Source organism: Paraburkholderia bryophila (assembly GCF_013409255.1).
Classification (GTDB): Bacteria; Pseudomonadota; Gammaproteobacteria; order Burkholderiales; family Burkholderiaceae; genus Paraburkholderia.
In genome coordinates this window covers 1,943,861-1,966,258 of sequence record NZ_JACCAS010000002.1, presented here as the reverse complement: position 1 = coordinate 1,966,258, position 22,398 = coordinate 1,943,861, and the positions used below count along the sequence as shown (strand labels likewise).

Annotated in this window: 18 protein-coding genes, 1 tRNA gene and 2 pseudogenes; 8 read left to right on the top strand and 13 right to left on the bottom strand. The window is 61.0% G+C overall.

All coding sequences use genetic code 11. The features are described 5' to 3' along the window. Window positions 1-107: 107 nt before the first annotated feature. Window positions 108-1,121 carry a pca operon transcription factor PcaQ gene (pcaQ, locus tag GGD40_RS29800; protein ID WP_257030619.1) on the bottom strand — a complete coding sequence of 338 codons (1,014 nt, stop codon included), beginning with the start codon at window positions 1,119-1,121 and terminating at the stop codon, window positions 108-110. A gap of 108 nt (window positions 1,122-1,229) precedes the next feature. On the opposite strand from pcaQ, the gene pcaH reads away from it, so the two are divergent. Together pcaH and pcaG are read left to right on the top strand one after the other, a co-directional pair. After that, window positions 1,230-1,934, top strand: a complete 705-nt coding sequence (gene pcaH, locus GGD40_RS29795; RefSeq protein WP_179746064.1) for a protocatechuate 3,4-dioxygenase subunit beta — start codon at window positions 1,230-1,232, stop codon at window positions 1,932-1,934. Window positions 1,935-1,937: 3 nt separating this feature from the next. Further along, window positions 1,938-2,525: a protocatechuate 3,4-dioxygenase subunit alpha gene (gene pcaG / locus GGD40_RS29790; RefSeq protein WP_179746063.1), complete on the top strand. Its 588-nt coding sequence runs from the start codon at window positions 1,938-1,940 to the stop codon at window positions 2,523-2,525. A gap of 153 nt (window positions 2,526-2,678) precedes the next feature. Here pcaG and GGD40_RS29785 read toward each other — a convergent pair whose 3' ends face one another. Both GGD40_RS29785 and GGD40_RS29780 read right to left on the bottom strand, forming a co-directional pair. Further along, complete coding sequence (locus tag GGD40_RS29785) at window positions 2,679-3,917, bottom strand: serine hydrolase (RefSeq protein WP_179746062.1); 1,239 nt, start codon at window positions 3,915-3,917, stop codon at window positions 2,679-2,681. Window positions 3,918-4,129: 212 nt separating this feature from the next. Then, window positions 4,130-4,393 (bottom strand): H-NS family nucleoid-associated regulatory protein, encoded by a 264-nt coding sequence (locus tag GGD40_RS29780; RefSeq protein WP_179710835.1) that lies wholly within the window; start codon window positions 4,391-4,393, stop codon window positions 4,130-4,132. A 483-nt stretch (window positions 4,394-4,876) separates the two neighbouring features. On the opposite strand from GGD40_RS29780, the gene GGD40_RS29775 reads away from it, so the two are divergent. The 3 genes from GGD40_RS29775 to GGD40_RS29765 all read left to right on the top strand — a co-directional run bounded on the left by GGD40_RS29775 (window position 4,877) and on the right by GGD40_RS29765 (window position 6,531). Beyond that, window positions 4,877-5,512, top strand: a complete 636-nt coding sequence (locus GGD40_RS29775) for a LysE family translocator (RefSeq protein WP_179746061.1) — start codon at window positions 4,877-4,879, stop codon at window positions 5,510-5,512. Between the two features lie 301 nt (window positions 5,513-5,813). After that, window positions 5,814-6,017 carry a cold-shock protein gene (locus GGD40_RS29770; protein ID WP_006047703.1) on the top strand — a complete coding sequence of 68 codons (204 nt, stop codon included), beginning with the start codon at window positions 5,814-5,816 and terminating at the stop codon, window positions 6,015-6,017. Window positions 6,018-6,306: 289 nt separating this feature from the next. Beyond that, window positions 6,307-6,531 (top strand): hypothetical protein, encoded by a 225-nt coding sequence (locus tag GGD40_RS29765; protein WP_179710837.1) that lies wholly within the window; start codon window positions 6,307-6,309, stop codon window positions 6,529-6,531. Between the two features lie 28 nt (window positions 6,532-6,559). Here GGD40_RS29765 and GGD40_RS29760 read toward each other — a convergent pair whose 3' ends face one another. Then, a complete protein-coding gene (locus tag GGD40_RS29760; protein WP_179746060.1) occupies window positions 6,560-8,191 on the bottom strand; it encodes an acyl-CoA synthetase in 1,632 nt (543 codons plus the stop codon). 158 nt (window positions 8,192-8,349) lie between these two features. Here GGD40_RS29760 and GGD40_RS29755 point away from each other — a divergent pair, with 158 nt between their 5' ends. Both GGD40_RS29755 and GGD40_RS29750 read left to right on the top strand, forming a co-directional pair. Continuing rightward, entirely contained in the window at window positions 8,350-9,096 is a 747-nt protein-coding gene (locus GGD40_RS29755; RefSeq protein ID WP_179746059.1) for a Crp/Fnr family transcriptional regulator, read from the top strand. 191 nt (window positions 9,097-9,287) lie between these two features. Continuing rightward, window positions 9,288-10,847, top strand: coding sequence for a methyl-accepting chemotaxis protein (locus GGD40_RS29750; RefSeq protein WP_179746058.1), 1,560 nt, complete (start codon window positions 9,288-9,290; stop codon window positions 10,845-10,847). 91 nt (window positions 10,848-10,938) lie between these two features. Here GGD40_RS29750 and GGD40_RS29745 read toward each other — a convergent pair whose 3' ends face one another. After that, window positions 10,939-11,319 carry a transposase gene (locus GGD40_RS29745; RefSeq protein WP_179746057.1) on the bottom strand — a complete coding sequence of 127 codons (381 nt, stop codon included), beginning with the start codon at window positions 11,317-11,319 and terminating at the stop codon, window positions 10,939-10,941. A gap of 329 nt (window positions 11,320-11,648) precedes the next feature. Between GGD40_RS29745 and GGD40_RS29740 the strand changes: the two are divergent. Next, window positions 11,649-12,732, top strand: a pseudogene (locus GGD40_RS29740) (porin). A 162-nt stretch (window positions 12,733-12,894) separates the two neighbouring features. Here GGD40_RS29740 and GGD40_RS29735 read toward each other — a convergent pair. The 8 genes and pseudogenes from GGD40_RS29735 to GGD40_RS29700 form a co-directional block, all read right to left on the bottom strand. Then, window positions 12,895-14,028: a porin gene (locus GGD40_RS29735; RefSeq protein ID WP_134963547.1), complete on the bottom strand. Its 1,134-nt coding sequence runs from the start codon at window positions 14,026-14,028 to the stop codon at window positions 12,895-12,897. 953 nt (window positions 14,029-14,981) lie between these two features. Further along, entirely contained in the window at window positions 14,982-15,188 is a 207-nt protein-coding gene (locus tag GGD40_RS29730; protein ID WP_179746056.1) for a hypothetical protein, read from the bottom strand. 305 nt (window positions 15,189-15,493) lie between these two features. Next, window positions 15,494-15,581 (bottom strand) — tRNA-Ile (locus tag GGD40_RS29725). Between the two features lie 153 nt (window positions 15,582-15,734). After that, on the bottom strand, window positions 15,735-18,128 hold the full coding sequence (rpoD, locus tag GGD40_RS29720) for an RNA polymerase sigma factor RpoD (protein WP_179746055.1): 2,394 nt from the start codon (window positions 18,126-18,128) through the stop codon (window positions 15,735-15,737). 99 nt (window positions 18,129-18,227) lie between these two features. Beyond that, window positions 18,228-20,093 (bottom strand): DNA primase, encoded by a 1,866-nt coding sequence (gene dnaG, locus GGD40_RS29715; protein WP_179746054.1) that lies wholly within the window; start codon window positions 20,091-20,093, stop codon window positions 18,228-18,230. Window positions 20,094-20,175: 82 nt separating this feature from the next. Continuing rightward, window positions 20,176-20,622 carry a GatB/YqeY domain-containing protein gene (locus GGD40_RS29710; RefSeq protein WP_035561192.1) on the bottom strand — a complete coding sequence of 149 codons (447 nt, stop codon included), beginning with the start codon at window positions 20,620-20,622 and terminating at the stop codon, window positions 20,176-20,178. 231 nt (window positions 20,623-20,853) lie between these two features. Continuing rightward, window positions 20,854-21,059: pseudogene (gene rpsU / locus GGD40_RS29705) on the bottom strand (30S ribosomal protein S21); the annotation flags it as partial. 68 nt (window positions 21,060-21,127) lie between these two features. Next, window positions 21,128-22,345, bottom strand: a complete 1,218-nt coding sequence (locus GGD40_RS29700) for an NAD(P)/FAD-dependent oxidoreductase (RefSeq protein ID WP_179746053.1) — start codon at window positions 22,343-22,345, stop codon at window positions 21,128-21,130. Between the last annotated feature and the right edge of the window lie 53 nt (window positions 22,346-22,398).

Sequence of the window (22,398 nt, the reverse complement as noted above, 5' to 3'; positions counted from 1 at the left end):
CTAAATGGTTCATATTTGAACAGGGTTGCTGCTTGTGGCTTGTGGCTTGTGGCTTGTGGCTTGTGGCTTGTGGTTCGTGTGCCGTTCGCGGCTTGCACCGGCCCGCGTCAATGCTTCGGCGCCTTCTTCCCGCGCACGCGTTCATGCGGGCCTTTACGCGGGCCCTTGTCCACCGGCTTATCCGCCATCGCCACCATCCGCTGCCGCGCGACCTCGCGCACCGCGTCGATAAACGCCCGTCCCACCGGCGACGGCTGCGCATCCGAACGCCGGATCAATCCGACCGGCTCGTCGGTGCCGGCAAACGGCAAAGGCAAACGCACCAGCATGCCGTGCGCCAGTTCATATTCCACCGCGCTCTGCGGCACGAACCACACCGCGCCGTTCTCCAGCGTCAACGCCCGCCCCGTGGACACCGACAGCACTTCAACAAACGCCGACAACGGCGGCACGCCCCATGCGCTCAACAAACTCTCCGCCGACTGCCGGATCAACGTGCCGAACGGCGGCAACACCACCGGATAATCTTCCAGCGCACTAGCTGGCAAGCCCGGCCCCAACGCCAGCGGATGCCCGGCGCGCACCACCGCGATCAACGGTTCGCTGAACAACTGCTCGAAGCTGAGACCGACCATCCGCTCAGGATCGGCTAGGCGCCCGATCGCCAATTCGATCGTGCCCGCTTTCAGCCGCTCGAGCAATTCCGGGTTTGCGCCGGTCGCGAGGCGCACGATCACGCGCGGCCACAGCGCGCCGACCCGCTCCAGCACCGGCGGCATCAGCGCCGCCGCCACGGTCGGCAACACGCCGACTTCCAGTGTGGCCACCGCCGCGCCTTCCGCGCGCGCCAACAGGTCGACGCCCTGCCGCAACGCGCTGACGCAGGCACTGGCGTGCGGCATGAAGAGCTGCCCTTCGCGAGTCGGGACGGCGCCATGGCGACCACGCTCGAATAGCTTCACGCCAAGAATCGCCTCGAGTTCAGCGATCGTCTTGGAGACGGCGGGTTGGGTGATCGACAGGCTGTCGGCGGCCCGCTGGACGCTGCCGAACTGCGCAACGGCCAGAAAGCACTGGAGATGACGGAATTTGACGCGGCTATCCGCGAGACTGCGTTGCATAACGGCAGGTTATACGAAATGGGCGAAAACGTCATTTTTCATAACCGCACCGATTGGATACAGTCGCTCCATAAAGCCGTATCCCACAATTGTCCGAAGGAGACACTGATGGACGAGTCCTCTCTCACCCCGCGCGACTTCGCGTCTCACCCTGCCTACATCCATCCCGGCTACGGTTCATCGGTTAAACGCGGCCCGACGCGTCCGCTGATTCCGTTGAAGGAAAAGCTGCGCGACCAGCGCGTGCCGGTGTACGGCGCGGAAGATCTCGGCGCGCTCGATCACGACCTGACGCGCAATGCCGTGCGTAACGGCGAGCCGCTCGGCGAACGCATCATCGTGACCGGCCGCGTGCTCGACGAAGGCGGCCGACCGGTGCGCAATACGCTGGTCGAAATCTGGCAAGCCAACGCCGCCGGCCGCTATGTGCACAAGGCCGACCAGCACGACGCGCCGCTCGATCCGAACTTCCTCGGCGCGGGCCGCTGCATCACCGACAACGACGGCCGTTACCGCTTTCTGACCATCAAGCCAGGCGCGTATCCGTGGGGCAATCATCCGAATGCGTGGCGTCCGAACCATATTCATTTTTCGCTGTTCGGCGACCATTTCGGCTCGCGGCTGGTGACGCAGATGTATTTCCCCGGCGACCCGCTGCTCGCATTCGATCCGATTTTCCAGGGCACGCCGGAACACGCCCGCGACCTGCTGATCGCGAACTTCTCGCTCGAGACCACGCAAGAAGCCTATGCGCTCGGCTACGACTTCGACATCGTGCTGCGCGGCCGTAATCAAACGCCGATGGAGCGCTAAGCCATGACCACCCTCAAGCAAACGCCTTCGCAGACAGTGGGACCGTACTTCGCCTATGGTCTGTGCCCGCAGCAATACGATTTCGATTTCAAGAGCCTGTTCTCGCCCGTGGTGGCCGACCGCGAAGCGGCCGGCGAGCACATCACGATCGTCGGCCAGTTGTTCGACGGTGACGGCAAAGTGATCGGCGACGCGATGCTCGAAGTGTCGCAAGTCGACGCGAACGGCCACTTCCCGGAATCGCGCGAAGACATCCTGAAGACGGGGTTTCGCGGTTTTGCGCGCGTCGGCACCGGCACGGATCCGCACAAGCGTTTTGTCGTGGAAACGGTCAAACCCGGCCGTGTGAGCCCGGACGAAGCGCCGCATCTGAACGTGATCGTGACCATGCGCGGCATGCTGCTGCACACCTTCACACGCATCTATTTCGAAGACGAAGCCGAAGCGAACGCGCAGGACGCCGTGCTGGCAGCAGTCCCAGCGGACCGGCGCGGCACGCTGATCGCGCGCCGCGAACCGGACACGGCCAACGTGTACCGGTTCGACATCCACATGCAAGGCGATCAGGAAACCGTGTTTTTCGACCTTTGATGCGGATTACGTGTACTTTCAACCAGCTTTCACATACACTGAGCCTGATCCGTCTAGCGACTGGATCGCGAAACTCCGAGTAGTTAAGCCCGCCCCGCGCGGGCTTTTTTTTGGCCCGCGGACTTTGATGTGCCTGCTGAAAACGGCAAACGGCTAGCGAAGCGAGCAATGCAGCCAGCGGCTGATGCGCTCCACGTCGGCAATGTGATCGCGCGCGCCTGGCGCGCCGAGCACGACGATATCGACGGGCCGACCGTGCACCCTCATTCGCACGACAACACAATGACCCGCCTCATTGATGAAGCCGGTCTTCTGCAGAACGATCGACCGGTCGCCGCCACGCACCAGCGCATTCGAGTTCACATAACTCAAACGCGCCCGCCCACCGCCGGGCAAAACCACTTGCGCGCGATCGGTCGAATAAGCGCGAATCAACGGATAGCGGCTCGCTGCCGCGACCAGCAGCGACAAATCCCGCGCGGTGGAAACGTTGTGCGGCGACAAACCCGTACCGTTGACGAACGACGTATGTCGCATGCCGAGTTCACGCGCCTTCGCATTCATCGCGGCGACGAAGGCCGGCCGCCCGCCGGCGTAATCGCGACTCAGCGCGGCGGCGGCTCGATTCTCCGACGACATCAGCGCGATATGCAGCATGTCGTGACGCGACAATCTCGACCCCACGCTCAGACGCGAGCCGGTGAACTTATCGAAATCCTGATCCTGCACGGTGACGTCGAGCGGTGCATTCAGCGCGTGTTTGGCGTCGAGCGACACAACTGCCGTCATCAGTTTGGATACCGAAGCGATCGGCATGACCCGGTCGGCCTGCTTTTCGGTGAGCACGGTATGCGTGCGCTCGTCCTCGACATAAACGGCTTTCGCGCGAAGCAAGGCGCGAGACCTCGGCGTATAGCCGCAGCGCGCCAGCAGACGCGGTGAACGAGGCGACGCATGCGCGGCCGTACGCGATGCTGCAGTGGACGTCGCGTTGCGCTGCGCAGTCACCGCTGCGGGACGTCGCACGCCTCGCGGCGCGCGCGCATTGCGCGCGGCCTGCCTGCGATGTTGGGTCGCGTGCTGACTGGCATGCATGGGCGACTCGGCGCTCGTCAACTGCTTGCGTTTATGCGCGACGCGACGCCGCGCTTTGCCCGGTATAGGCTTTTTGGCTTGATTGGACGAATGGACTTTCGCTTTCGACGCATGCTTCGTCGATGGCACAACATGTCGGCTCACGCGAGCGGACGAATGCCGCACAGGCTCATGAGCCGCACCGAACGACGCGCCGATATTCAGCCATAACAGGCCGATCGCCGCAAGACAACGGAGCCACGCAGGAAAACGACAGGCAGGGAATTCAAACGAGGGACTTCGACGACCGTACGGCATTCAGCTTCCAGTTCTGTGCCGTGTGTGCCCGAAATGGAGTGGACACGAAGCCGGCAACGACCCGGGCGATGTTAAGACAGATCGTGCCTACGATCAACGATAAAGGCGCATGCCGGCCGATTCGCCGCAGACGGGCGGGTGTGCCGCGTACAGGGCCTACAGCAGCGTACCGGTACGCTGCGCTCACTGCGCCGAGCGAACCGTTCCCACCGTTAACAACGGAAGTGATCGATGTTCTGCCCAGCGTGAATGGCACGCGCGAGCCAATCCGGTTTCTCGCCGTAACCGTCCCAGCTATTGCCGAAAGCGTCGCGGTACAGCACCGCGCGAACCGCATTCGCGTCGGCTTCGATCGATTCGGCGAGCACTTCCAACGTGATGCCGTAGTCGTCCATGCGCCGGCGTATCCAGACGATCAGGCGCTCACGCGCATTCCCGTCGAGGTCGAGCAGCATTTGTCCTTCTCGCTCTTTCATAACGTAGTGGTGTCGAGGCTAGTATTGCTCGCATTGGATAAACAAAAGGCTTCGCTAAACAACGCGAAGCCTATGTGCGATTCGAATCGGCTGAGCGCAAGTCGAATTCACAATGACGTTCCTATTCGAGTCGAATTGCACCGGGAAATCATGCCCAACAAATCTTGGATTCTGAAGAGTTCGCCGACAATCGGTTCGATAGGTTCGAAGGGGATCGGTGTCTCACCCACCATTCGGGGGTTGCTTCTGCGTATGGGCAGGAATTCTAGCATCCAATTTCTTCTGCTTGCAGCAACGGATGGTTTGCGTGCGACGTCGGCTATTCATTTCTTTTTCACGACTCGGGCAATCCACCCTCACACTAACGAACTCGTCGACTCAGGCGCCGAAGCTACAATAGCCGGCAACAAAGGAGTCGCTCTATCCAGCGGACAAAGTATCCACCGATACCCGTTCGACCGTCCACGTTAAGGAGACACCACCATGCATGCCTCAACCGCCGTCATCACGATTCTTGCCGCGCTTCTGCTCGGTGCAATGAGTCCGGGACCGAGCTTCGTTATCGTGGCACGCAATGCGATCGGACTTTCTCGCGGCGACGGTCTTGCTACTGCGCTCGGCATGGGTATCGGCGGTGTGTTCTTTAGCGGCATCGCCTTGCTCGGGCTCTATACGCTGCTGGCTACCGTCGAATGGCTCTACGTGGGCTTGAAAGTGGCGGGCGGACTGTATCTGATCTACCTGGCGTCGAAAATCTGGCGCGGCGCGGCTAAACCGCTCGCCTTCGACGCTTCGCAACCTGCCGCCACCAATCCGCGCAAATCGTTCTGGATCGGCTTGAGCACGCAACTCAGCAATCCGAAGACCGCCGTCTACTACGGCAGTATCTTCGCTGCCCTGCTTCCGCAGCATCCGCCGCTGTGGTGCTACTTCGCACTGCCGCCCGCGATCTTCGCGATCGAGGCCGGCTGGTACACGATCGTCGCGTTGTGCTTTTCGAGCAAACGTCCGCGCGAAATCTATCTGCAATGGAAAGCGTGGATCGATCGCGTCGCCGCGAGCGCCGTCACGGCGCTGGGTCTGCGTCTGATCCTCACCGCCCATAAAGTGGGCATCTGAAGCCACGCCGTAAATCGAGCCGTTTGCCGTGTCGCGCGACACGGCAAACCACGAACGAACCAGGGCCGCATCGCCTAGCCCGTCGAGTCGGCGATTCGACGGGCTAGGCAAAATAGTTACGAGATAGGGGTTGACGCTGACACACCTAAACGGTTACTCTGCCACCCGAAGTTCAAGAAGTTCGATTGCTGTTCATCAATGTCTCGCTCCCAAGCGGTATTCGTTGTCCTCTCCCTCCTTGACGCTTCATCCGCTCAATCAACCGAGCACATCTTTCTCTATTTTTACTCAAGGATTCCTCATGGATACCGGTACCGTTAAGTGGTTCAACGACAGCAAAGGCTTTGGCTTCATCACCCCGGACAAGGGCGGCGACGACCTGTTCGCGCATTTCTCGGAAATCAGCGGCAATGGCTTCAAGACGCTGGCTGAGAACCAAAAGGTGAGCTTCGAAACGAAGCAAGGCCCGAAGGGTCTGCAAGCGGCTAACATCACGCCGCTGTAAAGTTTGAAGGGCTCGGTGTCCGGCAACGGACACCGGGTTGCAGCGACATCCTCGCGGAGCTTCGTCTCCCACAGTTGGCGCGATCGCTTTTTAGCTGCAAATCATTTCAGCAGCTTGCCTAAGCGCCAAACGCCTCGTTGCACCTCATTCTCCCCTCTGGCTTCAACGCCCATTTTTCGCTTTCCGACTGCGTCAGAATTCGGCTCGCAATGGCTCGAATCAGCTCGTCCGCGTGACTCGCATTAGCGTCCGCACGGCCGGCGCGCACTCGCACATCATTAGAAATAAAATGCAAACTAAAAATATTCATCATTACAACGGCTACGCCGTCAAACCCTCGGCGCATCGTTTGCCCGATGGCTCGTTTTCGTCCAATCTGCTGCTCGAACGCGCTGACAGCGCGCGCACCGAAGGGCGCTACCAGTTCTATTCGCTCGACTACTTCACGAACGAAGAACAGGCTTTGCAGCATTCGGCACGCTGGGCACACCACTGGGTCGACACGCGCGGTTAAACGCGCTCAATAATCGTGGTCACGCGCGCTATTCACGGCCTCCGGCCTTGATCCGCGCGCGCAGTTCGAACTTCTGAATTTTCCCCGTCGACGTCTTCGGCAATTCGCCGAAGCGCACCGCTTTCGGCAATTTGAATCCCGCAAGGAACAGCCGGCAGTGCGCGATGATTTCGTCCTCGGTCACCTGAGCGCCTTCCTTGAGTTCGACGAAGGCGCACGGCACTTCCCCCCATTTCGGATCGGCCATCGCCACCACGGCGGCGACCGATACCGCAGGGTGGCGATACAGCGTGTCTTCGACCTCGATACTCGAGATGTTCTCGCCACCTGAAATGATGATGTCCTTGCTGCGATCGCGAATGCGGATATAGCCGTCAGGCATCCGCACACCAAGATCGCCGGTATGGAACCAGCCGCCGCGGAAGCTTGCCTCCGTGGCGCGCTCGTTCTTCAGATAGCCCTTCATGCAGATATTGCCGCGGAACATGATCTCGCCGAGCGTTTCGCCGTCGGCGGGCACGGGCTCGTGCGTGTCCGGATCGAGCACCGTCACCGCCGATTGCAGGTGGTAGCGCACGCCTTGCCGCGCGTTCATTTCGGCGCGTGCGCTGTCGTCGAGTGCGTCCCACGCCTCCTGTTTTGCGCAGACGGCCGCCGGCCCATAGGTTTCGGTGAGCCCGTACACGTGCGTCAGATCGAAACCGATCTCCTTCATCTTCGCGATCACCGCCGGTGCTGGGGCCGCGCCCGCCACCATCGTCGACACGCGATGCGCGATCCCCTCGCGCCACTCAGCCGGCGCGTTGGCAAGCGCGCTCTGCACGATCGGCGCGCCGCAATAATGCGTGATGCCTTCGCGGCGAATCAGGTCGAACACCGTCTTCGCGTCGAATCTGCGCAGACAGACATTGACGCCGGCGCGCGCGGCGACGGTCCATGGAAAACACCAGCCATTGCAATGGAAAAGCGGCAGCGTCCATAGGTAGACCGCGTGCTTGGGCATGTCCCATTCGAGGATATTGCTAAGCGCATTCAGATAGGCGCCGCGATGGTGATAGACGACGCCCTTCGGATCGCCGGTCGTGCCCGACGTATAGTTCAGCGCGACAGCGTCCCATTCGTCGATGGGCATCGTCCACGCGAAAGCGGGGTCACCGGCTTGCAGGAACGCTTCATAGTCGGTCGCGCGGATGAACTTCGCGGGGTCCGCGGGCATCGCGTCGGCCACGCTGATCACACGCAGTTCGGGAAACTCCAGCGCGGCGCGATGCGCGAATTCGCCATATTCCGTATCGACGATCAACGCCTTCGCCTCGCCATGGCGCAGCATGAACAGCAACGACGACACGTCGAGCCGCGTATTCAACGTGTTGAGCACGGCGCCGGCCATCGGCACGCCGAAGTGCGCTTCTATCATCGGAGGAATGTTGGGCAGCAGGGCGGCCACGGTGTCGCCGCGCTCGATGCCGGCCTGCCGCAGCGCACTGGCCAGACGCCGCGCGCGTTCGTACGTCTCGCGCCAGGTGCGGCGAATCTCCCCATGGACGACCGCCAGCCGCTCGCCGTAGACTTCGGCCGCGCGCACGATGAAATCGATCGGCGTCAGCGGGACATAATTAGCCTCACGCCGCTCGAGGCCTTCTTCGAACATGTGCTTCATCGCTTCGTCTCCTGAGGCGCTGGCCGCGCCGTCGCTTATTCTGGTGGGTAAGCTAGCCTAGCAAGTGACATGGTGAACTGTCTGTCATTCAAATGACAGAGTGGTTCGCCCCAGCGTGTGCCGCCCGACTTCAGCCGAATCCGCCACTCAAGCCGCTTATGAACGACGCTCCGCTCCCCGTCCTCGCGGACACCCAGACGCACCGCACCGAACGGGTCGCGCGCGACGATCTGCCGCGCCTGTTTGCCACCTGCGCCTGGTTCCGCGCGCTCGCCGCCGACCATCAGGCGATGGTCCTTGCGAGCGCTCACGCGGAGCGTCTGGAGGGCGGCGCGTGGATCGCCCGCCGCCAGCAGCCGTCGGACTACTGGATCGGCGTGCACACCGGCCTCATCAAGCTCGCCATCTACAACGCGTCGGGGCGCAGTTGCACGCTGTCGGGCGTGCCGCCCGGCGGCTGGTTCGGCGAGGGCAGCGTGATCAAGCGCGAACTGCGTAAATACGACGTGGCCACGATTCAACCCTCGCTCGTCATGTTCGTACCGTCGGCGACGTTCCATGCGCTGCTGGAGAGCAGCCTGCCGTTCACCGGTTTCGTGATCCGGCAATTGAACAACCGGATGGGCGAGTTCATCGCATCGATCCAGAATAGCCGGCTGCTCGATGTGGATGCGCGCGTCGCGCAATCGCTCGCGCAATTGTTCAATCCCGATCTGTATCCCGACACCGGCCGCACGCTCGCTATTTCGCAGGAAGAAGTCGGCCTGTTAGCGGGCGTATCGCGCCAACGGATCAATCAGGCGCTGCAAAACCTCGAAAAGCGGCAGATTTTGCGGCTCTCTTACAACCAGATCGACGTGCTCGATCTCGAGCGTCTGGGCGCATTCGGTCGCGAACAGATCTAGCACTGACGCGCCACGCAGCGTGTCATCGCCTTCTCATTGCTACGGCCGCCCGAGCGCGGCCGTTTTGCTTATCCGCGCCTAAATTTTCAGCAGACGGATAAAGAAAGCGCTACCGCAGCCGTTATGCGGACTATGCAACGCAGATTGCAGCCTCGCTCTATTCCGAGCTCAACGTCTCGTCGAAACCGATAATGAACCGTCTGACACTGAAACAGAAACTGTGGGTGCCGTTGCTGTTGTGCTGGGTCGCGCTCCTGATCGTGACCGTTGTGAACGCGTTCGACGCACGTAACGCCCAGATGGACGCACGCCAGGCCGATCTGGCCGACGTCACCGATATGGCGGCGTCGATCGTCGCGGATTACGCGAAGCAGGCCGACGCCGGCAAGCTCTCCGTCGACCAAGCCAAACAGCAGGCCATCGCTCGCGTCAACGCGCAGCGTTACGGCGCTTCCGGCTACGTGACGATCGTGCGCAGCGATTCGGTGATGATCGATCATCCGATGAGCCCGAAGCTGAACGGCAAGGACATGAGCGGCTTCCGCGACGCGAAAGGCAACGCGCTCTATCACGACATCGCTCAAGCAGGCGGCTCGGCGGGCGGCGCGGGCTTTTTGCGCTACTGGTGGCCGAAGCCCGGCGAAACGACGCCGAGCGAAAAGATCGGCTATGTGAAGCGTTTTGCGCCCTGGGGCTGGGATTTCATCGCCGGCGCTTACATGGACGACATTCAGGCGCAGTTCTACGCGACGCTGGCTCGCTCGGCCGGCATGCTCGTGGTGCTGGGCGTGCTCGTCTCGTTCGTCGCTTCGCGCGTGGTGCGCAATGTGTCGCGCTCGATCGGCGGCGAACCGGCCACTGCCGCCGCGATCGCCATGCAGATCGCGCGCGGCGATCTCGCCACCCGCATCGACCTGCGCCGCGACGACACGTCGAGCCTGCTGTTCTCGCTGCGCGAAATGCGCGATCAACTAGCGGCTACCATCACGCGCATCAAGACGTCCGCCGAGACGATCACGGTCGCGTCGAAGGAAATCGCCGCGGGCAACCTGGATCTGTCGAGCCGCACCGAGGAACAGGCCGCGTCGTTGCAGCAAACCGCAGCCACCATGGACGAACTCACCAAGACCGTTACGCAGAATGCCGACAACGCGGCCACCGCGTCGGAACTGGCGACGGACGCGTCGAGCATCGCCGCGCGCGGCGGTCAGGTGGTCAACGACGTGGTGCAGAAAATGGCCGGCATCACCGATAGTTCGCGCAAGATCGGCGAGATCATCAGCGTGATTGAAGGCATTGCGTTTCAGACCAATATTCTCGCGTTGAACGCGGCGGTCGAAGCCGCCCGCGCCGGCGAAGAAGGCCGCGGTTTTGCGGTGGTCGCGGGCGAGGTGCGCAATCTCGCGCAACGCAGCGCAACAGCGGCCAAGGAGATCAAGGTGTTGATCGATCAGTCGGTGGCGCAGGTCGGCGAGGGCTCGACGCTGGCCGGCCGGGCCGGCAGCACGATCGGCGAAGTGGTCGACGCGGTGCGCCGCGTGACGGCCATCATCAACGAGATTTCGGCGGCTTCGAAGGAGCAGAGCTCGGGTATCGGCGAAGTCAACCTCGCCATCCGCCAGATGGACGACGTCACGCAACGCAACGCCGCGCTCGTCGAGCAGGCCGCGGCAGCGGCGGGCTCGCTCGATGAGCAGACTGAACGTCTGCAGCATGCCGTTGCGGTGTTCAAGGTCGAGCAGCGCGCGTAGTTGGATGGCGCCGCGTTGGGCGCGAGAAGCTTCAAAGAAAAAAGCCGTCACAGGGAATGCCCGGTGACGGCTTTATCTTTTGAGGGTTCGACTACCCAACAAAATAGTCGATTTCCGCTGCGATTTGCGCGGCTCGCACGTCGCTTCTTCGCGTGAGTGGCCGCTCGAGCATGGCGTCGCTGCCAAACAGCGTGAACGCGATATCGGCCAGCACACCTGACTTCTTCCAGCGCAGGTAATAACGATGCGCGGTCTGATACGGCGCATAGCGCTCGGGCATCGCGCTCCACGGCGCGCGCGTGCGCAGCACCCACATCACGCTATTCATCACGCGGCGAATGTCGATGCTGGGGCGCCCGCGCCGAGGCCCGTGCTCTTTCATTTCGGGCAGCAGCGGCACGATGCGGTGCCATTGCTCGTCCGTGAGATCGTGAACGGCCGGTGCAGTCAGATTTGAAGCGAGAGTATTCATGCAGTAGAAACGCGCCTGCAGCACACGTGCTAGCGTCGCCGCGAAAATAAGGTCGATCGATAAGTGAATTTCAGACTAACGCAAGCACGCATTCGCGAAAGTTAATTCTTGTCAGATGCGCGTGAACAAATGTCAATAAACGCGCCAATTTATGGCGGCAAAGAATTTTCGGCGTGACGAAGGCGGTGATTTATTATCGGCGCGCCCGCGGCGTGGCCACGCTGCGCAGCGCGCCTCAATGAAAAATCCATAACCGATAAGCAGGAACATCAGTGAGACAAGTAAGGCTCCTCAAGACCGCCGCAGTCGTAGGTGGCGCGATCCTCGCCATGACATCCGAGCAGGCTTCGGCACAAAGTTCGATCACGCTACATGGCATGGCCGATGTGAGCGTGCGTTACCTGACCTACTCCAACGCGAAGAACGACAGGCGCCTGTTCATGACCAACGGCGCGATCACTAATAGCCGCTGGGGCTACGCGGTTCGGAAGACCTGGGCGGCGGTCTGAAGGCGATCTTCGATCTGGAAAGCGGCATCAATCTGCAGGACGGCTCGGCCTCGGATAGCCAGCGGCCCTTCAACCGCAACGCGTATGTCGGGCTGAGCAGCCAATACGGCACGGTCACGCTCGGTCGTCAGAAGACACCGTTGTTCGACTTGCTCGGCGATACCTATGATCCGCTGACCGTCGGCAACTACGTGGAAAACTCGTGGCTGCCGGGCGCGCTCGGCGCCGGGGCTCTATGCCGACAATGCCGTCAAATACACCGGCACGTACAGAGGCCTGACCATGGCCGCGATGTACTCGTTCGGCACCAACGCGGAATCGACCGGCGTGGGCGGCTTCTCCGGCCAGGTTCCGGGCCATCTCGGCGCGGGCAATATGGTGGGCTTCACGTCGTCATACGTGGCCGGTCCGTTGAGCGTCGCGGCCGGGGTGCAGCAGAACAGCGACAACAGCAATCACAAGCAAACCATCCTCAACGCGGACGCGGTCTATGCCTTCAGCACGGCGAAGGTGTACATCGGCTATCTGCATTCGAAGGACGACACGGGTTTCGTCGACAGCGCATTGACGCAGCAACCGCTCGTGCAAGGCGTCGACATCCTGAAGGGATCGGGTCGAGTCGACAACGGGCCGTTCGCCGGCGTGACGTGGCAGGCTACCCACGCGCAGACGCTGACCGGTGCGGCGTACTACGACCACATGTCGAATGCGGCGATCGGCAACGGTTTGCTGGGCAGCGGCAATCGCTATACGTTCGTGGCGCTGGCGGAATACGCGCTGTCGAAGCGCACTGAGGTGTACGGCACGGTCGATTTCGACAAGGTGTCGGGCGCCGCGTCGGTCGAGTTGCCGGGCAAAAAACAATCAGACCGGCGTTGCGCTCGGTCTGCGGACGATTTTCTAAAGCGTCTGGATCAGGGCTGAGCCCAGTCGGGCCCAACTGAGTCTTGCTGGGCGCGGCGGCGTCCGGCGTCCAGACGTGGCGCCGCTGATACATATCGCGCGCCCATAAAAAAAGGTGCCGCGAACGGCACCTTTTTCCACAACAACTAGCTTCTGCGGAAGCTTAGAAGCGGTGACGCAGACCGACCGTAGCGGCCGTCTGGTTCTTCGACGACGACGGCAGTTGCGAGTTGTCGCCGCTGTAGATCGAAGCGACACCGCCGTCGCCCATTGCGTGCTGGTACACGGCTTGAGCGTAGACGTCCGTACGACGCGACAGCGAGTAGTCAGCTTGCACGCCGATCTGGTGGTAGCGAACCGAATCCGAACCACCGTTGGCAGCAACGCCGTAGCCCTTGCCGTCGGTGAACGTGTACGCAACGCCCAGGCTCATAGCCGGCGTCAGGTTGTACTTGCCGTTGACTTCGTAGTTGTTAGCGCGCAGCGACTGTGCACCACCGACGAAGTTGTCCGAACGCGATTGCGTCCATGCCAGACCCAGGGTAGCCGGGCCGAATGCGTACGAACCAGCAACGCCGAATTCACGTTGACGGAAGCTGCCGACGTTGCCTGCCAGTGCGTTGACGTACGAACCGTCCGACGCGCCGCCGTTACCTGCGCCCGGGTTGTTCTGCTGTGCGTAAGCAGCACCGAGGTGCAGACCTTGCCACTGGTATGCAGCACCAACGCTGTATTCGCGGTTGTTTGCGAATGCGCCAGCCTGGTTCGAGAAGCCGTACGTGCCGCCGAACGTGAAGCCAGCGTAGTTAGCGCTCGAGTACTTGATCGAGTTGTTGACCGAGTAGCCGCCGTTCGTGCTCAGGTTGTCGTTGTTGAACGGGTGAGCGAAGTACGTACCGCCCCAGCTGCCCGTTGCGGTCAGCGGTGCCAGGTAGTCTTGCGCTGCGTCATATTGACGACCCAGCGTGACCGTACCGAATTGCGCGCTCGACAGACCGACGAACGACTGACGGTTGAACATGCCGTTGTTGTTAGCGAACTTGCCGTTGTTGATGTTGAAGCCGCTTTCCAACGTGAAGATTGCCTTCAGACCGCCGCCCAGATCTTCCGAACCACGCAGACCGAACATGCTTTGGTTGATGCCACCGCTACCTGCCGAGTACTTTGCGTTGTGGTTGACGTTGCTGGTGTACGTCAGGCCTGCGTCGAGCAAACCATACAGGGTCACGCTGCTTTGTGCGTGAGCGACGGAAGCGAACGATGCGGCAACCGCAACAACGATGAGACTCTTTTTCATGCGTGGGACTCCTGTTCGATAAATTTACGCGGGGAGCGGGACTTGCCTCAGCAGCGCATACATGGCATCCGCTGCTGCCCGTGTTCGCCGAACCGTTTTCCGGTCGGCCATCGGGCACCCTTGAAACGAAGCGTGAGTGTAGGGGGCGACCCTGGTGGTAATGCCCGCAATTTACACAACATGATTTTTCAGAATCAGCAACAATCCGAAACCGGATGGCATTAAGTCGTTGTTTTTCCTGCATTTATCGCAACATCGCAGAGGTCTGGCGTCTGCTCCAGACATAAGTCATTTGCAATCTCTCAATATTAAAAGTTGTGCGTATGCAACAGTGTTTAATACGCGCGACGTAATCGGGTCGGACCCAAGAATGATGAAAGCCGGCATATTGCTCGAAAATGAGGCAATGACAAAACCTGTATTGCAGAGGGGAGTAAATTTATTTTAGAAAGACGGGAACTTAATTTGATAAATGCTGTCGCGCATTTAAATGCCAGTTATCCCGCAATATTTGACGCAGGTCATTTATGTCTTACGACGGGGAAGTGGTTGCGAATTCAATCCGCGCGACGCCAATGCAGCTGGGTCGCGCGTTGGCGCAGCTCGAAGACAGCCAAGAAAAAAACCGCCCTTAGGCGGTCTCATGAAATCCTGCTTAGGTCGCTCACCTTCGTTTGGCGCCGTGACAGCATGCGTGTCGAAAGTGAAGCCTTCTGCACGGGCATTGCCCGGAGGTGAGTTGCGGCGCCGGCCGCCGCGTGACAAAAACCCGTGCTGAAAGCGGACGGCAAACATCGAACAGCCTTCCGTCTTCATTTAACGGCGAAGCAGTTCCAATTTTTACACGGAGTTTCCCTAATTACCGGCAAGCCTTACCTTATGGCGTGTCGCGTCCCGGAAACTAAGGCTGGCCCAATCGACCCGTGGAGCGACTGCTTCTACCAGCGCACCCGTTAGTAGCGATCGAATCGGGAGCGCGGCACCTCGTCGGCCGATGCGCTCAGGAACGGCTCCAGTCCGAATAGCCAGGCAAAGCAGAACGTCGCGCGCGCCAGCACAGAAATTTGCCTGCGCGGCACGACTTCCCCGACGTCTTCCGCGGACGAAGCCAACAAAGGTTGAGGCGAGACGAATTCGGTAACGGTGTGGTCTGGTCGCATGATAGTTCTCGTTATGGGTACGGTCTTGACGCCGACATTGAGCAAACCATGTGCCACTGGCAAGGACGGAATTCAGGATCGTGCTGCGGCAGATTAGCGGCACATTGCGGATCAATCTGTGCGCTCGACCGCCAACGAGAAACCTTGCACCGGCATACCAGCAAAACCCGACTGGAATCCGCACACCCAAAATCCGAATCCGAATTAATCGCGCGGCGAACGCGCTATATCACCGCACGCCACTATTGATTTCAAGCCGCAAAACGAAAAAGGGTTTCGAAGTCTCGAAACCCTTTTTGCGTTTATGGTGGGCCGGGTCGGAGTCGAACCGACGGTGTCCTTTCGGAGGCGGATTATGAGTCCGCTGCCTGCAACCAGCACGGCGTCCGGCCCAAGAAAAAGACCCGGTCTTGAAGGCCGGGCCGATTCATTGATTGGCCGACATACTACACGAAAAAGGGGCCTCCGCAACCGCTTCGCTATCGCGAAACAACCGGGAAGCCCCTTGAAACCGCGACATCGATTACTACACGCAACCAGCGTCGATCAATTTCCTTCGAGGAACGACTTCAGCTTGTCCGAACGGCTCGGATGACGCAGCTTGCGCAGCGCCTTCGCCTCGATCTGACGGATCCGTTCACGCGTCACGTCGAACTGCTTGCCGACTTCTTCGAGCGTGTGATCGGTGCTCATCTCGATACCGAAACGCATGCGCAGCACCTTCGCCTCACGCGGCGTCAGCGAGTCGAGCACGTCTTTCACGACGTCGCGCATGCTGGCATGCAAGGCCGCATCCGCCGGCGCCACCGTGTTCGTATCTTCGATGAAGTCACCCAGATGCGAATCGTCGTCGTCGCCGATCGGCGTTTCCATGGAGATCGGCTCTTTCGCAATCTTCATGATCTTGCGGATCTTGTCTTCCGGCATTTCCATCTTCTCGGCCAGCGTTGCCGGATCCGGCTCGAGACCGGTTTCCTGCAGAATCTGACGCGAAATACGGTTCATCTTGTTGATCGTTTCGATCATGTGAACCGGAATCCGGATCGTGCGCGCCTGGTCGGCGATCGAACGCGTAATGGCCTGGCGAATCCACCACGTGGCATACGTGGAGAACTTGTAGCCGCGACGATATTCGAACTTGTCCACTGCCTTCATCAGGCCGATATTGCCTTCCTGAATCAGGTCGAGGAACTGCAAACCGCGGTTCGTGTACTTCTTTGCGATCGAGATCACGAGACGCAAGTTCGCCTCGGTCATTTCACGCTTGGCCTGCCGCGCTTTCAGTTCGCCGGCCGCCATCTGACGGTTGGTTTCCTTCAGGTCCTTCAGCGGCAGTACGACACGCGCCTGCAGGTCCAGCAGACGTTGCTGCTGTTCACGGATAGCCGGAATATTCCGCGTGAGGATCGCGCTGTAGGCGTGACCCTCGCCGACAATCCGGTCGGCCCATTCGAGATCCGTTTCGCTACCCGGAAAACGCGCGATGAACTCCGCACGCGGCATGCCGCACTTGTCGACCACCGTATGCAGAATCTGCCGCTCGACCTGGCGCACTTCGTCCACTTGCGCGCGCAACGTATCGCACAGACGCTCGACCGTGCGCGCGGTGAAGCGGATCGTCATCAGTTCGTTCTGGATCGTTTCTTGAGCCTTCAGATACGACTTGGACTTGTAGCCTTCTTTCTCGAACGCACGACGCATCTTGTCGAACCATTCGCTAATGAGGGCAAACTTTTCGAGCGACGCACGCTTGAGCGCTTCCATCTGCGCTGCGTTGGCCGTGGCTTGCGCCGTGCCGTCGTCTTCTTCCTCGTCTTCCTCGGACTCTTCTTCGGCTTCTTCTTCGTCGCTCTCGATCGCTTCCGCCTCTTGCGCGGAGAAGCCGTCCGCGTCTTCCGCGTTGGCGTCGATCAGGCCGTCGACCAGTTCGTCGATCCGGATTTCCTCGTTCGCGACCCGCTCAGCCATGGCGAGGATGTCGGCGATCGTGGTCGGGCACGCGGAGATCGCCATCACCATGTGCTTCAGACCGTCTTCGATCCGCTTGGCGATTTCGATTTCGCCTTCGCGCGTGAGCAGCTCGACCGTGCCCATTTCGCGCATGTACATGCGGACCGGGTCAGTGGTGCGGCCGAATTCGGAGTCGACGGTAGAAAGGGCGACTTCGGCTTCCTCTTCCACTTCGTCGTCTGACGAAGCGGCGGGTGCATTGTCGTTGAGCAGCAGCGTTTCAGCGTCCGGGGCCTGTTCATACACCGCCACGCCCATATCGTTGAACGTGCTGATGATGCCTTCAATCGCCTCGGTCTCGGTGAAGTTGTCCGGCAGGTGGTCGTTGATTTCGGCGTACGTGAGGAAGCCGCGCTCCTTGCCGAGCTTGATCAGCGCGCGCAGTTTGGCACGACGCTCCTCGAGTTCCTCGACCGTGCCCGGCTGTGACGACGCGAACGCGTCTTTCAGCAGCGCTTTTTCCTTTGCACGACGGTCGCGAGCCTTGACCTTTTCCACTTTGGCCGGAGCCGCGGCAGCAGGGGTTTCTTCGCTTTGGGTTGCTTCGTCATCGACGGGTACTTCATTCAGCTTTTTCGTCATGGAGTTCGCCGTACCGGCTGTAGTCTCGACTCGCGGCTGGTGGACGCCAGCCGGTTGAACCGTGGATACTGGAACCTCGCGGACTGCCGCATCGTCCTGCGCGACAACCGCTTCCCTTGCGCTTCTGACACCCGGCCGCTTCGTGACCGGTGGTGATACCACTCTCGCTGCCTCAACCTGCTCCGCTCGTGCAGCGGAACTGGTCAAGGATTTCTTCCCCGCAACCGGTGCAACACTGACGGTAGACGTTTTTCTGGCGGAAGAATCTAGCCTGGCCTCGGTGACCTTTCTGGTCGGCTCCTTCGAGCCTGTGCCTGCCGCTTTATTTCCGCCTGTAGTCTTTGCCATCGCATCGCCCTTCGCCTATTGGCCTTTGCTAGGAAAACCCTTTGAAAAACAAACCGCTGGAAACCTTTTATTGTACCACTCCGGCCCTTTGCAACCCGTCTAGAGCCCCAGCTGGCGCTTCATGTCGGCCCGCTTCCGGTTCAACTCCGACAGCTCCGCAAACTCCTCCGGCGTGTGCCGGGATTGCCGCGAAAGTTGCTCGAGACGATCGCAATAAGCGTCGTACCGCATCTTCAGGATCGCGGCTTTCAATTCCTCGCCCACAATCCGCTCCTGCTCGCGCCGCTCCTCGATGACGGTCGCATCCTCCGGGTCCTTCAGCAGTAAATCCCGGACGTTTTCATCATAGTCTAGAATTTTGCGAAAGATTTCCTCGAAAGTTGGGGCGTTTGCGCCGTTTCGCAATAGATCGGACAGCAACTGAAACTCCGCCGAATCGCCCAGCGCACGCGCGTGCGTCGTCACTTCTTCGAACAGCTCGCCGTGCCGCGTCACCGACAGAAGCGCCTGCTCGGCGTCTTCGTCGAGCACCGCCACCGTGCGCGGATACATCACCAGATTGCGCAGCGTCTTCTCTTCGATTCCGGTCACGCTGCGCCGGTCTTTGCGGGCCGGCGCCGAACGGGCAGCCGCCGCGATTCGCGAATCGACCTCGCAGAGGGCCGCCACTTCGTCGAACGGCACGTCGAGGCGGTCGGCGAACATATGCATGATCTGGGCGCGCAACGCATTGGCCGGCAGCGCCTGCAGCAACGGCTTGGCGTCGAACAGTGCTCGAGCCCGGCCTTCCGGCTGATCCAACTCCTTGCCGGTCAGCACCTCATTGAGCATGAACTGTGACAGCGGCATGGCCCGTTCGACCTGCTCGGCGAAGCCCTCGGTGCCGAATTCGCGCACGTAGCTGTCAGGATCGTGCTCGGACGGCAGAAACAGGAAGCGGATGGTGCGATTGTCGGCCGCGTGCGGCAGACAGGCGTCCAGCGCGCGGCGCGCGGCGCGCCGCCCTGCGGAATCGCCGTCGAAACTGAAAATGACCGTATCGGTCTGACGCATCAGTTTCTGCACATGAATTGGCGTGCAGGCTGTGCCGAGCGTCGCAACCGCGTTCTGGAACCCCAATTGGGCCAGCGCGACCACGTCCATATAGCCTTCGACCACCAGCACGTAGTGCTGTTCGCGAATCGCCAGACGTGCCTCGAACAGCCCGTACAGCTCACTGCCTTTGTTAAATAGCGGCGTTTCGGGCGAATTCAAATATTTCGGCTCGCCGCTGCCCAGTACACGGCCGCCGAAGCCGATCACCTGCCCCTTCACATTGCGTATCGGGAACATGATCCGCTCGCGAAAGCGGTCGTAACGGCGATTCTGACCCTGCGCGTCCGACTTTTCGCTGACAATCACCAGCCCCGACTCGACCAGCGAATCGTCCCGATAATTAGGAAATGCCGGTTCGAGGTTCTGCCAGCCGTCTGGGGCATAGCCGAGCCCGAAGCGGGCCGCGATCTCGCCGGTCAAACCGCGTTTCTTCAGATACTGAATCGCGGTGGGCGCGCCGCGCAGTTGCTTGCGGTAAAAATCGCAGGCGGTTTGCATGACGTCGGAAAGCGCCGTGGTGACCGCTTTGGACGCCGCCGGCGCATAGCCGCCGCCCCCGCCGCCATACCCCGGCGACGGCTCGTTCGGCACGGTCAAGCCGACCGACTGCGCGAGATCGTTGACGGCCTCGGGAAACGACGAGCCAACGTGTTCCATCAGGAACCCGATCGCCGTGCCGTGCGCACCACAGCCGAAGCAGTGATAGAACTGTTTAGTCGGACTAACCGTAAACGAGGGGCTTTTTTCGTTGTGAAACGGGCACAACCCCATGAAGTTCGCGCCGCCCTTTTTCAGCTGCACATACCGGCCGACCACGTCGACGATATCGACGCGGTTGAGCAGGTCCTGCAGAAATGACGGAGGAATCACAGTAAATGACGCTACCTGAAAAGCTCAAGGCTGCGCGCGCCGCCCGTCGAGCGACGGTGCGCGCAGACCCGATAGACGGAAATTACTTCGCGAGCGCGGCTTTGACTTGCGCCGAGACGGCGGTCATGTCGGCGCGGCCGGCCAGCTTGGGCTTCAGCACGCCCATCACCTTGCCCATGTCCTGCGGGCCGGCAGCGCCGGTTTGCGCGACCGCCGCCTGAACTTCGGCGACGATCTCCGCTTCGGACATCTGCTCCGGCATATACGCGGACAGGATCGCCATTTCGGCCTTTTCCTTGTCGGCGAGATCCGTGCGGCTGGCGGCCTCGAACTGGCTGATCGAGTCTTTGCGCTGCTTGATCATCTTGTCGATGACCGCGGTGATCGCCGTGTCGTCGAGCGTGATGCGCTCGTCCACTTCGCGTTGCTTGATCGCGGCGAGCAGCAGGCGGATCGTGCCGAGACGCTCGGTTTCACGCGCCCGCATGGCGGCTTTCATGTCGTCGTTGATCTGGTCCTTGAGGCTCATCACTCACCTGAATACGTTGGAATATGAAAATCCGGCCGGGCCGACCGCATCAACACGAATACCCGCTTGGGACTGCTTCCTCAAACGGGTTGGCGCGATATGCGTAATGTGTGCGACCCTGCCGGCTGGCCCGAAGGGGCCGTGTTTTCCGTGATTGCGCCTGCAGCGCCCTCACCGGTTGGATGTCGCCGCTCCGTTCGACGGGAACCGCGGCAACGCCAGAATCAGTAGAACTTTTTTTGGCAGCATCTGGCCACGCAGATGCTTGAAATGACGCTTCACCGCAGCCGCTTTCTTGCGCTTGCGCTCAGCCGTAGGCTTTTCGTAAAACTCGCGAGCGCGAAGTTCCGTCAACAAGCCGTTTTCTCCATGGTGCGCTTGAAACGGCACACGGCAACTTCACACGACTCGTTGTCTTTTACGCGGATGGTCGTCATTTTTCAATAACGGAACTTTGTAAAGGTTCAGGAGTATAGCAGAGCTCTCTCACAAAGCTAATGCGCCGTCAAGCCCCCTGAACGTACTCCGCGGCGGCCTGACCGGCCGCCACACCCGACGCCCACGCCCACTGAAAATTGTAGCCGCCGAGCCAGCCGGTCACGTCCACCGCCTCGCCGATGAAGTACAAACCTGGCGCACGCGCGCTCATCATCGTCGCCGACGACAGGTCGCGCGTGTCCACGCCGCCGCGCGTCACTTCGGCTTTGCGATAGCCTTCGGTGCCGTTGGGCGTGAGCGTCCAGCGCGACAAGGCCTCGCCCACGCGTCGCAGGATCTTGTCCGGCAGATCGGCGACGCGCGCGTCGGCGGGGATCTGGTGGGTTTCCAGCCAGACGTGCGCAAGACGCTGCGGGACCCGCTCGGACAGCAGATTGGCGATCTGGCGCTTCGTGCCGGTTTTGGCTTCCAGCAACGCGGTGGTGGCATCCTTTTCCGGCAGCAGATTGATGTGGATCGGTTCGCCGGGCTGCCAGTAGCTCGAAATCTGCAGCACGCCCGGGCCGGACAGGCCGCGATGGGTCAGCAGCAGATCTTCGTTGAACTCCGCGCCGGTCTTCTTGTTGCCGGTCGCGAGTTGCACCTCCAGCGATACGCCCGAAAGCGCCGCGAACGGCTCCCAGTCGGCTGCGGCGAAGGTCAGCGGGACCAGCGCCGGGCGCGTGTCGATCAGCTTGTGGCCGAATTGCTTGGCAAGGCGGTAGGCGAAATCCGTCGCGCCGATCTTGGGGATCGACAGACCGCCGGTCGCGATCACCAGCGCGCGCGCTGTGATCGGGCCCGACTGGGTGTCCAGCGTGTAGCGGCCCTCCGCGCCCTGCCGCACGTGCTCGACCGACAGCGGCGTGCGCCACGCGACACGGCCCGCGTCGCACTCGGCCTTCAGCACGTCGATGACGGCGTCGCTCGACTGATCGCAGAAGAGCTGCCCTTTGTGCTTCTCGTGCCACGTCACGTGATGCCGCTTGAGCAGCGCCATGAAGTCGCGCGGCGTATAGCGCGCCAGCGCCGAGCGGCAAAAATGCGGATTGGCAGACAGGTAATTAGCCGGGCCGGCGTACAGATTGGTGAAGTTGCACCGGCCGCCGCCGGAGATGCGGATTTTTTCCGCGAGACGCTGCGAGTGGTCGATCAGCACCACGCGACGGCCGAGTTGCCCGGCCACGGCCGCGCACATCATGCCGGCCGCGCCTGCGCCGATTACCGCGATATCAAAGGATTCCATGGGGCCGCATTGTACCTGCGCGTCTGCGGCGGCTTGTCGGCACTGCTATACTT